This window comes from Vreelandella neptunia, from assembly GCF_022489065.1.
In the GTDB taxonomy this organism is placed as follows: Bacteria; Pseudomonadota; Gammaproteobacteria; order Pseudomonadales; family Halomonadaceae; genus Vreelandella; species Vreelandella neptunia_A.
The window spans coordinates 14,533-29,007 of record NZ_JAKVTW010000013.1 but is presented as its reverse complement, the minus strand read 5'-3'; the positions used below and the strand labels follow the sequence as shown (position 1 = coordinate 29,007).

17 protein-coding genes are annotated in these 14,475 nt (G+C 51.3%); 2 read left to right on the top strand and 15 right to left on the bottom strand.

Annotated features, from left to right (window positions below):
* Nucleotides 1–124: 124 nt before the first annotated feature.
* Nucleotides 125–502, bottom strand: a complete 378-nt coding sequence (locus MLE19_RS15685) for a hypothetical protein (RefSeq protein ID WP_240719076.1) — start codon at nt 500–502, stop codon at nt 125–127.
* Between the two features lie 3 nt (nt 503–505).
* On the bottom strand, nt 506–970 hold the full coding sequence (locus MLE19_RS15680) for a flavodoxin (protein WP_240719075.1): 465 nt from the start codon (nt 968–970) through the stop codon (nt 506–508).
* Nucleotides 971–1,113: 143 nt separating this feature from the next.
* Between MLE19_RS15680 and MLE19_RS15675 the strand changes: the two genes are divergently transcribed.
* On the top strand, nt 1,114–1,320 hold the full coding sequence (locus tag MLE19_RS15675; RefSeq protein WP_240719074.1) for a DUF2788 domain-containing protein: 207 nt from the start codon (nt 1,114–1,116) through the stop codon (nt 1,318–1,320).
* Between the two features lie 139 nt (nt 1,321–1,459).
* Here MLE19_RS15675 and MLE19_RS15670 read toward each other — a convergent pair whose 3' ends face one another.
* From MLE19_RS15670 to MLE19_RS15610, 13 genes are all read right to left on the bottom strand, one after another.
* The gene (locus tag MLE19_RS15670) at nt 1,460–1,759 is read right to left on the bottom strand and encodes an integration host factor subunit alpha (protein ID WP_035579533.1); all 300 of its coding nucleotides are present in this window, start codon (nt 1,757–1,759) and stop codon (nt 1,460–1,462) included.
* A gap of 127 nt (nt 1,760–1,886) precedes the next feature.
* On the bottom strand, nt 1,887–4,268 hold the full coding sequence (gene pheT, locus MLE19_RS15665; protein ID WP_240719073.1) for a phenylalanine--tRNA ligase subunit beta: 2,382 nt from the start codon (nt 4,266–4,268) through the stop codon (nt 1,887–1,889).
* 26 nt (nt 4,269–4,294) lie between these two features.
* Complete coding sequence (gene pheS, locus MLE19_RS15660; protein ID WP_240719072.1) at nt 4,295–5,314, bottom strand: phenylalanine--tRNA ligase subunit alpha; 1,020 nt, start codon at nt 5,312–5,314, stop codon at nt 4,295–4,297.
* 160 nt (nt 5,315–5,474) lie between these two features.
* Nucleotides 5,475–5,828, bottom strand: coding sequence for a 50S ribosomal protein L20 (gene rplT, locus MLE19_RS15655; protein ID WP_007114344.1), 354 nt, complete (start codon nt 5,826–5,828; stop codon nt 5,475–5,477).
* A 63-nt stretch (nt 5,829–5,891) separates the two neighbouring features.
* Entirely contained in the window at nt 5,892–6,086 is a 195-nt protein-coding gene (gene rpmI, locus MLE19_RS15650; RefSeq protein ID WP_240719071.1) for a 50S ribosomal protein L35, read from the bottom strand.
* Nucleotides 6,087–6,168: 82 nt separating this feature from the next.
* Entirely contained in the window at nt 6,169–6,660 is a 492-nt protein-coding gene (gene infC / locus MLE19_RS15645) for a translation initiation factor IF-3 (protein WP_009287797.1), read from the bottom strand.
* A gap of 60 nt (nt 6,661–6,720) precedes the next feature.
* A complete protein-coding gene (gene thrS, locus MLE19_RS15640) occupies nt 6,721–8,643 on the bottom strand; it encodes a threonine--tRNA ligase (RefSeq protein WP_240719070.1) in 1,923 nt (640 codons plus the stop codon).
* A 220-nt stretch (nt 8,644–8,863) separates the two neighbouring features.
* Nucleotides 8,864–9,733, bottom strand: coding sequence for an OmpA family protein (locus MLE19_RS15635; protein WP_240719069.1), 870 nt, complete (start codon nt 9,731–9,733; stop codon nt 8,864–8,866).
* Nucleotides 9,734–10,068: 335 nt separating this feature from the next.
* Nucleotides 10,069–10,536, bottom strand: coding sequence for a DUF2489 domain-containing protein (locus MLE19_RS15630; RefSeq protein ID WP_240719068.1), 468 nt, complete (start codon nt 10,534–10,536; stop codon nt 10,069–10,071).
* A 498-nt stretch (nt 10,537–11,034) separates the two neighbouring features.
* On the bottom strand, nt 11,035–11,952 hold the full coding sequence (gene cyoE, locus MLE19_RS15625; protein WP_240719067.1) for a heme o synthase: 918 nt from the start codon (nt 11,950–11,952) through the stop codon (nt 11,035–11,037).
* A gap of 15 nt (nt 11,953–11,967) precedes the next feature.
* Entirely contained in the window at nt 11,968–13,017 is a 1,050-nt protein-coding gene (locus tag MLE19_RS15620) for a COX15/CtaA family protein (protein WP_240719066.1), read from the bottom strand.
* Between the two features lie 32 nt (nt 13,018–13,049).
* A complete protein-coding gene (locus tag MLE19_RS15615; protein ID WP_240719065.1) occupies nt 13,050–13,559 on the bottom strand; it encodes a hypothetical protein in 510 nt (169 codons plus the stop codon).
* Nucleotides 13,560–13,569: 10 nt separating this feature from the next.
* Nucleotides 13,570–14,283 carry an SURF1 family protein gene (locus tag MLE19_RS15610; RefSeq protein ID WP_240719064.1) on the bottom strand — a complete coding sequence of 238 codons (714 nt, stop codon included), beginning with the start codon at nt 14,281–14,283 and terminating at the stop codon, nt 13,570–13,572.
* Between MLE19_RS15610 and MLE19_RS15605 the strand changes: the two genes are divergently transcribed.
* Nucleotides 14,282–14,473, top strand: coding sequence for a DUF2909 domain-containing protein (locus MLE19_RS15605; protein ID WP_240719063.1), 192 nt, complete (start codon nt 14,282–14,284; stop codon nt 14,471–14,473). The two genes, MLE19_RS15610 and MLE19_RS15605, sit on opposite strands and share 2 nt — an antisense overlap.
* The last annotated feature ends 2 nt before the right edge of the window (nt 14,474–14,475 follow it).

Below are 14,475 nucleotides of genomic sequence, written 5' to 3'. Positions count from 1 at the left end.
AATTAACTGCTTTAGGGCGTACTTAACATCGTTATTAGCCCTATGCTGCGCCATTTTTACCATTCTACTGCTTTGTGACACGTGCAGCGACTTTTTCAACTTGTGCTTCACTTATTAACTGGTTCTAGCCTAGCTGGCGCTCTTTTGACCACCATAAACTTACCGCATGAAGGAGCACGCCAAGGGTGGCACCGTGGGAAATGAATACTTGCCAACTGATCCAGTCAGTAAACAAGGCGTGCCAACCCCCCATTATCACCGTCCCAAGCAGCAACATCGCGACTAACCTTTTGAATAACTTAGGTAGTCGCTGGCGAGACAGTACCGGCAATAGGCGCCACTGAACAATGGCCGCAACAGCAACTAGCGTAAAAGCAATAGCAATGAGTGTTTGACGCGTTTCATGCCCGCCCGCCATGTAACGTGGCAACGTGGCGAGCATAACCACACACACACCCACCGCAACGCTTATACGTTCAGGAGAGGAAGGAGCTTGCTGCATCGCTCAAACGGCCTCTAGCTGCTGGGCAACAATCCACTCTTCTACCCACGGGATAGCGGCATCATCGGCCATGAAGGTTTCCATGGCGTCGATCTCTAAACGCTCTCCCAATCGAGTGGCGCCATGATCTATCAGCAGCTCATCCAGCGCGCGACCCGCGCCACAAAAGGTATCGCCATAAGAGCTATCGCCTAAGGCAATAAGACCGTAGCGTAACGAAGAGAGCTCGGGGCTTTGATCGCGCAGACTGCGCACGAAAGGAACAAAGCTACCTGGAAAATCACCACTGCCCGTCGTCGATACACAGAACAGCGCCAAATCGGCATCACCATGGGCAATATCATTAACAGATGGCTGCTCTATAATCTCCACCACATAACCGGCCTGCTCAAAAAGGGGCTTCACTTGCTCTGCCACATCAAGGGCACCGCCATACATGGTGCCCACCAAAATATTCAGTTTTGGCATTGTCACTCCCCTGTCAAAGTGTCACAGCGCCAACCGTCAAGTCGACAAATACCCGATGAATTTGCTCAAATATTAACATGACTGGTTAGAATGAAACACACCACTCGCGGTGCTTGGCTAAAACACACTACTTGGGAGTACCTATGCAGCAAACCTTCGAGACTTGGATCACCCCAATCATGGTTGGCGGCTTAATCATATTTATGTGTTTCATTATCTGGGACTTGGCTAAAAAGTCTAACGCTGGCAAATTTGGCACCATCATGCTGTTTGTTGTGCTAGGAGCAGGCATGCTGGGTTACGTCATTAAAGTGGTAATAACGTGGCTAATTGAGGGCGGTGGCGTGTAATTATGCTGGCTATAAAAATAGCCGCGAATTAGGTCGCATAAATAGAACGAGAAAAGGAGCGCCCGAAGGCACTCCTTTTAGAGTATATGAGAGCGCTAAGCAATATTAAGCCAAGCCAATACGCCTATCTTCCAAAACGCTACTCGCCACCCACGTAATGCTCTACCTGTTGCTTAAGCTTCTGCCCTGGACGAAACGTTACCACCCGCCGAGCAGAAATCGGAATTTCTTCCCCGGTTTTAGGATTCCGACCTGGTCGCTCGCGCTTATCACGCAGATCAAAGTTGCCAAATCCTGATAACTTCACCTGTTCGTTCTCACGAAGGCAAGCTCGAATCTCTTCAAAAAAAGCTTCGACCATGGCCTTCGCTTCTCGTTTGGACAGGGCCAGCTCAGCATGCAAATGCTCAGCCAGTTCTGCTTTGGTCAACGCACCCATAAGGTTTCTCCTTATCCTTGAAGCAGATACAGTTTCAAACGCACCGTATCAACCGTACAGTAGCAAACGCATTGCCAAGAGCGTGATAAGCATCGTGGCGTGGCCTAAGCATTCGCTTAACTACTTATTAGCCGCGCAGCTCCGCATCCAGCTTGACACGCACTTGTGTCACAATTGAATCGACCAACTGGTTGATTTCCTCGTCGTTTAGCGTGCGCGATGGATGCTGCCAGGTCAAGCCCAACGCAATACTCTTATAGCCTTCAGCGATCCCTTTACCCGCATAAACGTCAAATAACTTGATATCCTGCAGATAATCGCCCGCTTGCTCCTTGGCACAATCCAGCAACGATTGAACAGGAGTAGCTTCCTTAAGCATAAACGCCAAATCCCGACGCACCTCCGGAAAGCGAGATAGCGGCTCAAAGGCTGGCACGCTACCCTGGCTTAGCATATCCAAACGCACTTCAAACAGCACAGCATCCATTTTCAAACCAAGCGTAGCTCGCACTTGGGGATGCAAAGTACCAATCCAACCTGCAGGCTCACCGTTATGCATCAGCTGCGCACTTTGTCCTGGATGAAGCGCCGGGTGTTCAGCAGGCTCAAACCGCCATGCATCAGCCTCACCACCCAAAGCGATGACGCTCTCTAAGTCACCTTTTAAGTCATAAAAGTCGACGCGCTCTTTGGCGCCACTCCACCCTTCCGCTTCACGCGGGCCACACACTAACGCACCCAGCATAGGCACTTGCGATAAAGCATCCAGCTCGCCGTTAAATACTAGCCCAGTTTCAAATAACCGCACGCGGGTTTGCTGGCGATTGAGGTTGTACTCCATGGCACGCACCAAACCTGGAAATAAGCTTGCGCGCATTACCGACAAATCAGCTGAGATAGGGTTAGCAAGCACGGGGGTTACGGCATCTGGTAACAGCGCCGCTTGCAACTCAGGGGCGACAAAGCTGTAAGTGATCGCCTCCTGGAAACCACGAGCGACCATCTGTCGACGCAGTCGCGATTGGGTGAGCTTCGCCTCATCCGCAGAGCGCAGCGCCAAGCGTGCTGCAGGACGACGCACTGGCAAATTGTTATAGCCATGGATGCGCGCCACCTCTTCGATCAGGTCTTCCTCAATGGCGAGATCAAAGCGCCAACTGGGTGCAGTAACGGCCCAATCGCCACCTTGCATAGTGACATTAAGCCCTAGACGCTGAAGAATATCGGTCACGTCATCGCTATCAAGGGCCTTGGAAAGCGCTTTTTCTAAACGCTCGCTGCGCAATATAATCGCGCGTTCTGCGGGCATATGCTCAGCACTTGTCACTTCAACCACAGGACCCGCCTGACCGCCACATATTTCAATTAAAAGCTGTGTAGCTCGCTCTACAGCTACTGGCGTGAGCTGCGGGTCGACACCGCGCTCAAAACGATGCGATGCATCGGTATGCAAACCGTAAGAGCGCGCCTGTCCTGCAATCGCAAGCGGCGTGAAAAATGCTGACTCAAGAAAAATAGTTCGGGTATTTTTATTAACGCCGGAGTTTTCGCCCCCCATCACGCCTGCCATGGCAAGCGGCCCGGATTGATCGGCGATCAACAACGTTTCAGGGCGGAGCGCCACTTCATTACCATCAAGCAGCGTTAGCTTCTCGCCTGGCTTGGCCATGCGAACCACTATGCCCTCTTGCAGGTTGTCACGGTCAAAAGCGTGCATCGGCTGGCCCAGTTCCAGCATGACGTAGTTGGTAATATCCACCACTGGGTCAATAGAACGTACGCCACTGCGGCGCAGACGCTCAGCCATCCAAAGGGGTGTTTCAGCATGAACATTGACACCCTTGATCACGCGGCCGATATAGCGCGGGCACTGCTCAGGCGCCTCAATACTAACCGAGAAGCTATCCTCAATCTCAGCAGCCAACGGCTTTATCATTGGCCCTTTAACCGGTAATCGGTTGAGCACACCAACTTCGCGCGACAGCCCCTTAATGCTTAAGCAGTCACCGCGATTGGGTGTCAGATCGACCTCAATCGTCATGTCATTAAGGTGCATGAACTCGCGGAAATCGATGCCCACAGGCGCAGCTGACGACAGCACCAGAATGCCGGCCGAAGCCTCCTCTTCAAGCCCCAGCTCCGATGCGGAACAGATCATCCCGCGAGACTCTACGCCACGGAGCTTGGCCTTTTTGATCTTAAAGTCACCCGGCAACACTCCACCCACCTGGGCAAAGGGAATTTTCTGGCCAACCTCTACATTGGGCGCCCCGCAGACAACCTGAACAGGCTCCCCGCTACCGTCATTAACGGTACATACATTGAGCTTATCCGCGTCTGGGTGCTTCTCTTTAGTCAACACCTCAGCCACCACGACACCACTAAATGCAGCGGCTACCGCTTCCACAGCGTCAACTTCCAAGCCCGCCATGGTGATTTGGTCGGCCATTGCCTGCGTTTCAAGCTGCGGCGATACCCACTCACGCAGCCACTGTTCTGAAAATTTCATCGTTGATCCTGTATTCGGCGGCGGTCTTAAGCGAATTGACGTAAAAAACGCAGATCGTTTTCAAAGAACAGGCGTAAGTCATTCACGCCGTACCGCAGCATTGCCAAACGCTCAGCCCCCATTCCGAAGGCAAAACCGGTATAGCGCTCGGTATCAATGCCCGAATGGCGGAAGACTTCAGGGTGAACCATGCCGCAACCCATCACTTCCAGCCAACCGCTATGAGAACAGACACGACAGCCCGCCCCACTGCACATCACGCACTGAATATCTACTTCGGCGGAAGGTTCAGTGAATGGAAAGTAGGAGGGACGGAAACGCACCGAAAGGTCGTCGCGCTCGAAAAATGCCTGCAAAAAGTCTTCGATCGTACCTTTGAGGTCAGCAAAACTAACGCCCTCATCGACTAGCAACCCCTCGACTTGATGGAACATGGGCGTGTGGGTCAGATCAGAGTCACTGCGATACACCCGCCCTGGGCAAACGATACGAATCGGCGGTTCGCTGCTTTTCATCGTGCGCACTTGCACTGGCGAAGTGTGGGTGCGGAGCAGGCGAGTGGCATCAAAATAGAAGGTATCGGCCATACCACGAGCAGGATGGTGAGCAGGAATATTGAGGGCTTCGAAATTGTGATAGTCGTCCTCAATCTCGGGCCCTACCGCCACATCATAACCAATCCGAGTGAAAAGCCCCTCTATGCGCTCAAGCGTACGCGTCACAGGATGCAGACCGCCTTCGGCTTGGCCACGCCCTGGCAAGGTGACATCGATACTCTCAGCAGCCAAACGGGCATTGAGCGCAACACTTTCAAGCTGCTGGCGCTTGGCATCAATTTCGTCGGCCAGCGTTTGCTTAGCCTGATTAATACGCTCACCCGCTGCCGGGCGCTCTTCGGCTGACAGTTTCCCCAGGCCTTTCAGCAAGGCGGTTACCTCACCTTTCTTACCTAAGTAGCGTACTCGTAACTCGTCTAGTGCGGCGACACTCTGCGCAGCCTGAATGGCGTCGCGAGCCTCAGATACCAGAGTAGGAAGGTGATCCATCCGTTTCACTCCGAATTAAGCGGTGTCCATCCCTGAAGATGGCGTGGCACGTTGAAGGTGACAAAAAAAACAGGGGAAGAGCGGCTGCTCTTCCCCTGTATGGGTCACTCTTAAATGACCTCAGGTACGTTGCACGGGCAAAAGCCCAGCAAACACTACCTTATTGGGCAGCCTTGGCTTTTTCCACGATGGCAGCAAATGCAGCCTTCTCGTGTACTGCCAAATCGGCCAATACTTTACGGTCGATTTCGATACCGGCTTTCTTAAGACCACCTACAAAGCGGCTGTAAGACATACCGTTGACGCGTGCACCGGCGTTAATACGCTGGATCCATAGCGCGCGGAACTGGCGCTTACGGTTACGACGGTCACGATAGGCATACTGACCAGCCTTGATAACGGCTTGCTTAGCAACGCGGAAAACGCGCGAACGGGCACCGTAGTAACCTTTAGCAAGCTTCAATACTTTTTTATGGCGACGACGCGCTACTACGCCACGTTTAACTCGAGTCATAACACACTCCTGACTTTAAGGCTGGGGCAAAAAATTATGCGCCCAGAAAAACGAAAACCCGAATTATAGATTCGGCAGCATACGCTGGATAAGTGCTTTATCAGCCGCGTGAATTTGCTTCATTCCACGCAGTTGACGCTTACGCTTGGTCGTTTTCTTGGTCAAGATGTGGCTACGGTGAGACTGCTTGTGCTTAAAGCCATTAGCAGTCTTCTTGAAGCGCTTGGCAGCGCCGCTGTTGCTTTTGATTTTCGGCATGAGGAAAACTCCGCTCGATATTTTTTAGAAAACCCAGGGCCGACCACCGGTTTAACGGTGGCCCGTTGACAACGCCGTTGGATCACTTCTTTTTCGGGGCAATAATCATGATCATCTGGCGGCCTTCCATTTTCGGAAAAGCCTCTACCACTCCGATCTCTTCCAGGTCTGCCGCGATCCGTTCCATCAGCTTACGACCGATGTCCTGGTGCGCCATTTCGCGACCACGGAAGCGCAGTGTGACTTTGCCCTTGTCACCACCTTCCAAAAAGCGCGTCAGGTTTTTAAGCTTGACCTGATAATCGCCTTCGTCGGTGCCAGGACGGAATTTAACTTCCTTAACCTGGATTTGCTTCTGCTTCTTCTTTTGAGCCGCTTTCTGCTTCTTGGTCTCAAAAACGAACTTGCCGTAATCCATGATCTTACAGACGATGGGGTCGGCATTCGAAATTTGCACGAGATCTAAGCTTTCAGATTCAGCACGCTCTAGCGCTTCGGTGGTGGGCACAACACCCAACTGCTCACCGTCGCTACCAATAAGACGCACTTCTTCTTCGACAATTCGCTCGTTCATTGGTGGGCGCTTGTCTGCTGGACGCCCGCGCTGGTTGCTTCTCTTGATCGTTCCGTCTCCTTAGGCAATTGACGATGTCGCCAGGGCTGCTCTCTCGGCAGTATGGCGTTCAATAAATTCATCGACCGTCATTGTACCGAGGTTTTCGCCGCTGCGTGTTCGCACGGCCACTGAGTCAGCTTCGACTTCCTTATCTCCTACCACAAGGAGATAGGGAACTTTCTGTAACGTATGCTCACGGATTTTAAAGCCGATCTTCTCGTTCCTCAAGTCCGCTTTAACACGTAAGCCACTTTTTTGCAGACGTTTCTCCAAATCAAGCGCATATTCACGCTGTGAATCGGTGATAGTCATGACAACCGCCTGCTGTGGCGCAAGCCATAATGGCATAGCGCCCGCATAGTGCTCAATCAGAATCCCCAAGAAACGCTCGAAGGAGCCCAAAATCGCGCGGTGAAGCATCACTGGGGTCTTACGTACGCCATCTTCATCAACGTACTGAGCCCCTAAACGCCCTGGCAAGTTAAAATCGAGCTGTAGGGTACCACACTGCCAGACACGATTCAGACAATCACGCAGTGCGAATTCAATTTTAGGACCGTAAAAAGCACCTTCACCCGGCTGTAGATCCCACTCCAAGCCCGTCGCATTCAATGCAGCCTCAAGTCCCTGCTCGGCCTGATCCCACATTTCAGCTTCGCCCAGGAAATCGTCCGGACGGGTAGAAAGCTTCAGCTCGACATCTTCAAAGCCAAGCGTCTTATACACTTGCAGTGTGAGCGCTATAAAGTCTTCCGCTTCCGCTTGAATTTGACCTTCTGTACAGAAAATATGCGCATCATCTTGGGTAAAGCCGCGCACGCGCATCAGACCATGCAGCGAACCAGAAGGTTCATTCCGGTGACAACTGCCGAACTCGGCCAAACGCAGGGGTAGATCACGGTAGCTTTTCAGACCTTGATTAAAGACCTGCACATGGCAAGGGCAGTTCATGGGTTTGACTGCGTATTCGCGCTTCTCAGACTCGGTGGTGAACATCAGCTCACTGTAGTGACCCCAGTGCCCGGATTTCTTCCACAAAGAGAGGTCAACCACCTGAGGCGTTTTGATTTCCTGGTAGCCATGCTCGCGCTGAATGTTGCGCATGTACTCTTCCAAGGCCTGATACATCGTCCAGCCATTGGGGTGCCAAAAAACCATTCCCGGCGCTTCTTCCTGAATATGGAATAAGTCCATCTTGCGGGCGAGCTTACGATGGTCGCGCTTTTCAGCTTCTTCAAGCCGCTTAAGATACGCTTTGAGCTGCTTTTTATCGCTCCATGCGGTGCCGTAGATGCGCGTTAACATGGTGTTGGCTGCGTCTCCGCGCCAATAGGCACCGGCTAACTTAGTGAGCTTGAAAGCTTTTAAGTGGCGGGTATTCGGCACGTGTGGGCCGCGACACATGTCGGTGTATTCTTCGTGATGATAAAGTCGGATTGCCGCATCACCAGGGATATCGCGAACGATTTCCTGCTTATAAGGCTCATCACGATGTAAAAAAGTCAGCATTGCCTGGTCGCGATCAACATATTCGCGAACGACATCGTACTCACGCTCAATCAGTGACTGCATACGCTTTTCTATCGCTTCCAGGTCTTCCGGCGTTACGGATTGACCAAACTCGATATCGTAGTAAAAACCGTCATCAATGACCGGCCCGATCGCCATTTTGGCTTCGGGGTACATCTGCTTGACCGCATGACCGATCAGGTGAGCGCAGGAGTGACGGATAATTTCCACCCCTTCATCGTCACGCGCAGTGATAATCGCCACTGTTGCATCTTTTTCAATCAGGTCAGCGGCATCCACCAGCACACCATCGATCTTTCCAGCAATGCAGGCCTTAGCCAAACCAGGGCCAATGGATTCTGCGAGCTGCATAATGGTCAGCGGTGCTTCAAAGGTTTTTTGACTGCCGTCAGGCAGAGTAACAATAGGCATTCAGGTTCCTTGAGCGCAGTGGTGATCCATACCAAGGATCACATTTCGCTATCAATGGTCTTGGGAGGTGCAACAATTACAGCTAAAAAGCGGTAGGCAAGCCTAGCAGACTTACCTACCGCTTAAAATAAAAACGGGAGGCATAAGCCTCCCGCTTCTTTACTGGGGACTGCAGTTAACCGTTTATATGGCCTCTGCAAACCTCAGAAGATAAGTGAACTTAGTTCCACTCATCCAATTCAACGCGACGGTTCTGGAAGCGGCCTTCTTCAGTCTCGTTAGACGCGATCGGCTGCTCTTCACCGTAACCTACTGCACGCATACGGTTAGCTTGTACGCCACGGCTTGCTAAGTAGTTAGCAACAGATTGAGCACGCTCTTGTGACAAGTTTTTGTTGTACTCGTCAGAACCGCGTGAATCAGTGTGGCCTTCGATGCTTACGCGAACATCAGGGTTACTGACCAAACGCTCAGCAACACCGTTCAGTACATTCTGTGCGTTAGACGTTAACTGAGCAGAATCAAACTCAAAGTTAACATCTTGCAGAACAACACTGTCCGGGCAACCCAGAGCGTTAACTTCTACGCCAGCAGGCGTATTCGGGCACTGGTCACGGTAATCTGGCACACCGTCGTTATCGGAATCAAGCGGGCAACCGTTAGCGTTAACTTCAACGCCTGCAGGAGTACCTGGGCACTGATCGCGGTAATCAGGAACGCCGTCACCGTCAGAGTCTAGCGGGCAACCTTCAGCGTCAACAGCAACACCGGCAGGTACTTCGCCATAGCTCGGGCACTGCGGTGCAACCGGCTCAGGAGTACGATCAGCACACAGCAGACCGCCGATAGCAGCACCGGCAACAGCACCGGTAGCAGCTCCACTCTCTTCATCAGAACTACTGCTGGTGGCGTAGCCGATGCTGCCACCGATAACACTGCCTGCTAGACCACAAACAAACGGATGCTGGTACCAGCTGCCGTCGCTGCTAGCGCTTGATTGGCTGGAAGACTGTGAGGCCGAGCTGGCACAGCCAGAAAGGCCAACTACCAGTGCGGAACCGATTAGCAAGCCAGTCGTTGATTTTTTCATGCAAGACTCCTTCTTGATCCAATGCTGAAATGGCCATAAGTGACCAAATCTATCCAATGCTTCTTATTGCGAGAGCATCCATTTTTCGCCTGCTCTACATCGCTGATAATGGTACCAAAATACCAGTACTACTAATGAAGTACTAATAGCTCAGTACCCAGTCGATATAGAACGGTGTGCCTATCATTAACGCTTAAGCGCAAGAAGGCAACAATGCCGAGATATCAACTTCTTGCCAATACCGACATCACTCAGCATAGCAAAATTGCCACAATGGGCACTAAAAAATAGCATGCTATGCTTTTTGGCGACTAAAAGTCGCTCAAAACCGTTATTTAATGCAGTGCGCTTGAACCTTTGGCACGCCATTTTAGCACTTCCCTGGCGGCTTCTAATACGGCTTCACGCATGTCATTTTCTACCATCAACCGATCTTTATCTTCCTGCATACGCTCTCGGGGGGTCAATTGCTGGCGAGCAGAATGCGTTTTGAGGTGACGAGTTCGGTTGTAGTGCTCAGCAAATGCCTGAAACTGACTCCTCTCGGTTAAACTAGGATCGATAATTTCAAGCAACACTTTGCAGCGCCAGGCACCCTCAGTAATATCCACCTGCTCTTGAACAAGCGCACTGGCTACATAATCAAGATTTTCTAAGCTGTTTTGTTGAGCACGAGCATCTTCATCGCGTCGGTAAGCTTCCCGGCGGTTAACTTCGTTACGTAGGGTCCATGCGTAAAAGCATAACCCTACTATTACTGCAATCGCCACCGCCAGTAAAATTAGTGCTCCCGTCGAGTTCATGAAACTCCTTATTAAGCGTGTAAATTACTTGACGAAAATTGTACACCCTTATACCACCAAACAGCCAATGTCATCTACGTTCGCGTGATAGCCAGCGAAATGGCCTACATCACCCTCTGACACAGAGTCACAAGGCTCAATGTGTCTGTTGCTATTCATACACAAATCGACAACACGATTTAAACTGAACAGGCTGTACGATATTTTTTTATAACTCAATTATAAGGATATTACCTGCATGGACGAACGAGAGCAAAATCAGATTAAAAAACCTTTGAATGCCTCCCCCATCGGCGTACGGCTAGGCCCTGTTAGCCTGTTACTAGTGTCCTTTATCCCTTTAGCGACTCCGCTCGCTATGGTATTTGCTGGCGAATACATTAAAACCCAGCGGGTTTTACGCTGAAATGACTTAGCGCGGCCCTGGTTACGGTGCTGGCCTACGGCCTAATCCGACTATTTCGATAACTTTTTGCTGTTTTCACCCTCATCGCAGGCTCACCAAGCCAGCGTGGCTGCATAGTGATCAAGCAACAGTGCGGCAAAAACACCTAATAAGTAGCGAATCGAAAACCAGAATGCACCGATGGGCGCCGCAGGATCTTGCCCCCGCCATACCCGCCAATTCCAAAACATGAATCGCGCATTGAGACAGAGCACAATGGCTAAATAGAGAATGCCACTCATGCCAATCATTACCGGAAGCAATGTCGTTAATACTGTCAGCCATCCATACAACCAAATTTGCAGCCGCGTAAATGGAATGCCATGAGTAACGGGCAGCATGGGAATACCAGCGCGTGCATAGTCGTCTCGCTTATGAATTGCGAGAGCCCAGAAATGTGGCGGAGTCCAAGCAAAAATGATCAGCATTAATAGTAGCGGTTCAGGGGAGATCTGACCTGTGATCGCAACCCAGCCTAGTAGCGGCGGCGCCGCGCCAGCCACGCCTCCAATAACAATATTTTGAGGCGTTGCGCGTTTAAGAAACGCAGTGTAGATCAGTGCATAACCAATCAAAGAAGCAAAGGTGAGCAGGGCCGTTAGTTGATTAACCTGCCAAGCCAAGAGCGCCACACCCATTACGGAAAGTAGACTCGCCCAACTTAGCGCTACCGGCACCGGTAGCCGCTTGCTAGCTACTGGGCGGCGAGAGGTACGCGTCATTACCGCATCTAGATGGCGATCAACAACGTGATTAAAAGCAGCCGCACCGCAGGAAGCCAAGCCGATACCGGCTAGGCCAAAGAGTACGTTCGACATCGGTGGTAAACCTGGGGTCGCTAATGCCATCCCCACGGCAGTACACACCAACATAACTACTACGACTTTTATCTTGCACAGCCCAAGTAACTCTCTCCAGCCCCACATTACAAAAGGCAGGGATGCAGGTAGTGTCATTGTTATATTTCGCATGGAAGCCTGACCTCTTCAGTCAACGATAACGTTGCTATAAATCGTGCGAGGCGGCGCTGAGTAAACGCCAGCCTCATGGTAGCGCCAGCACCACCAAGCCCAAATGAATCCCATAGATAAGGCAATGGCGCCTGCCGTATGTAGCAATGCCAGCCATAAAGGCAGCCATAACACTACATTGGCGATGCCTAATAGGGCCTGCAAAGCGTATAGAGAGACAACCAACGTTAATGGTTTGGCGATATGCTGCGCGTGACGATAGCGCAACCAAAGGGCTAGTATCCCCACCCCCAACAAGATGGCGCCTAAGCGGTGCACCATATGAATAGCTGTACGAGCATCGGCATGTAGCTGGCCATGCAAGTAGTTGGGGCCAACGGTTTGGGTCAGGTGAAAGCCCTCGCTTAAGTCTAATTCAGGCCACCATTGCCCATTGCAGGTAGGGAATCCTTGGCAAGCAATGCCTGCATAGTTGCTGGAGACCCACCCACCCAAGGCTAATTGCCCTATGAGTAAACAGGCCGCCATTGCCCACAAAAAATTAGTTCGCCGAGGCTCAATTGTTGGACTTCGCTGAGCGCGGCGTAAGCGAAGATGCAACCAAAAAAACAGCAGCAATACACTTAGCCCCCCCAAAAGATGAAGAGTAACGACTTGAGGCCATAGCCGAAGTGTGACCGTGAAGGCACCGAAGGCTCCTTGCACTATAATCACCGCCAGGAGCGTCAAGCTGATCCCCCATGGGTAACCGCTCGTTTTACGTAACGGCCAACCTAACGCAACAACGCTCAGCACCACTAATCCGAGTAGGCTAGCGATATAACGATGTATCATTTCAACCCATGCTTTAAAGGGCTCTAAAGGCACATCAGGATGGCGTAGAGTGGCATGATCGTTATCGGGCACTAAAAGCTTCCCATAGCATCCTGGCCAATCAGGGCAGCCCAGCCCTGCATCCACTAATCGTGTCCAAGCACCAACCAACATTACCGCTGCGGTAAAAAGAGTTCCTATCAGCGTTAATCGCACTAACCACTTCAGGCGACGCTCATAAATATCGTACATGGTGCTTCCTTAACGACAAGGTTTCGTGCACTTCACTGAGGATTGACTTTAAAAAGGTGCTGTATATCGTCGAGTACGTATTTGGTCGCAACACTTTGATTAAATGCTAATGCTGGACGACCCATCGGGTCGAGCAACCATACTGAATTTTCTTTATGCCATGGTGGTAAGTGCTGCCACTCACTGACCACTTCACCCGGTAGCAACTCAACACTTCCGCCGATTCGCAAACGCTTTAGCCTGGGAGCTTCGCGACCTAAAGCACGGTGTAATCTCCACAGCTCATCCTGCCGCGCTTCACACTCTTTAGTGCAATCAAAAGCCAGAATCCACGTCTCTTCTTCATTGTCGGCAAGCGTTGTCAATGGCCATTCATCTAAAATAGGCAGCGTAAGATCGACCTCGCCATGCGCCGTATGGCGATCAGGTATGCCAATACGAAGCTCAACCATCCCCCAAGCGGCGACCATGGGTGCAGCAAATATTACAAAAATAAGCATTAATTTAAGCCGCTGGCGGCGAATGTGTTTAGCATCCTGCATAGTCTTCCCCCTATTTATTTTTATTCAGCAATGACATCGTTTGAGCCGCATCGCGACGCAAGCGTCGACCGCCGATAATCATGACAATGAAAGCAGCCAACGCTAACCCCCACCATTGGAAGGCATAGCCCATATGGCGACTGGCTGGCATAACGTTGGCTTTCCACCAGGGAGTCAGAACACCATCGCCTTCGCTAGCGTGCAGCCATCCCTCATAACTAAAAGAGCCCAGTGCCGTATACCAAGGGTCAAGACTTAGCTGCTGCAGCCTTAAACCTTCTCTATTATCTCCAAATAACGGCCCTCCTGATTGCACCTCTTGCCATTCCGCACTCACTTCCACACTACCGCTTGGGGTAACCGCCTGAGGTGGCTCGCGAAGCGGGCCTGTCGCTAAAAAACCACGCTGCACTAGCCAAAGTTGTCCATAGCTATCACGCAGTGGTGTCAGTACCGCCACACCCAGCTTTCCATCTACAATTCGATTATCTAAGTAGAGGGTGTGCTCAGCCAGGTACTCGCCACGCAATGTTACCTGGGCACCTTGGGGCGGCTGCATGGTAGGTTGCACCAATTCAGGAGCAGCCTGGCGAACAGTCATTGCTAAACGCTTGTCATCTGCCCGTTCCCACTGCCATAGTCCTAAATAGGTGCCTAACACCACCAACAAAGACCAGAAAAGACACCAACTATAAAAACGCCATTGCAGAGAGGTTTTCATCATGTGGTTACAACTACTCATTGCCGCCGTGTTTATCGCCATGGTCGTCAGCCTAGCCATGGGAGCTGGTTTTCTTTTACGTGATGGCTCCTCGTCTCGTCGCTTACTTGTTTCACTTAAGTGGCGCATTGGACTAGCTTGTCTATTAATGACCCTCATTATTTTTGGCTTTTGGTCCGGCCGACTAGGCTAGCC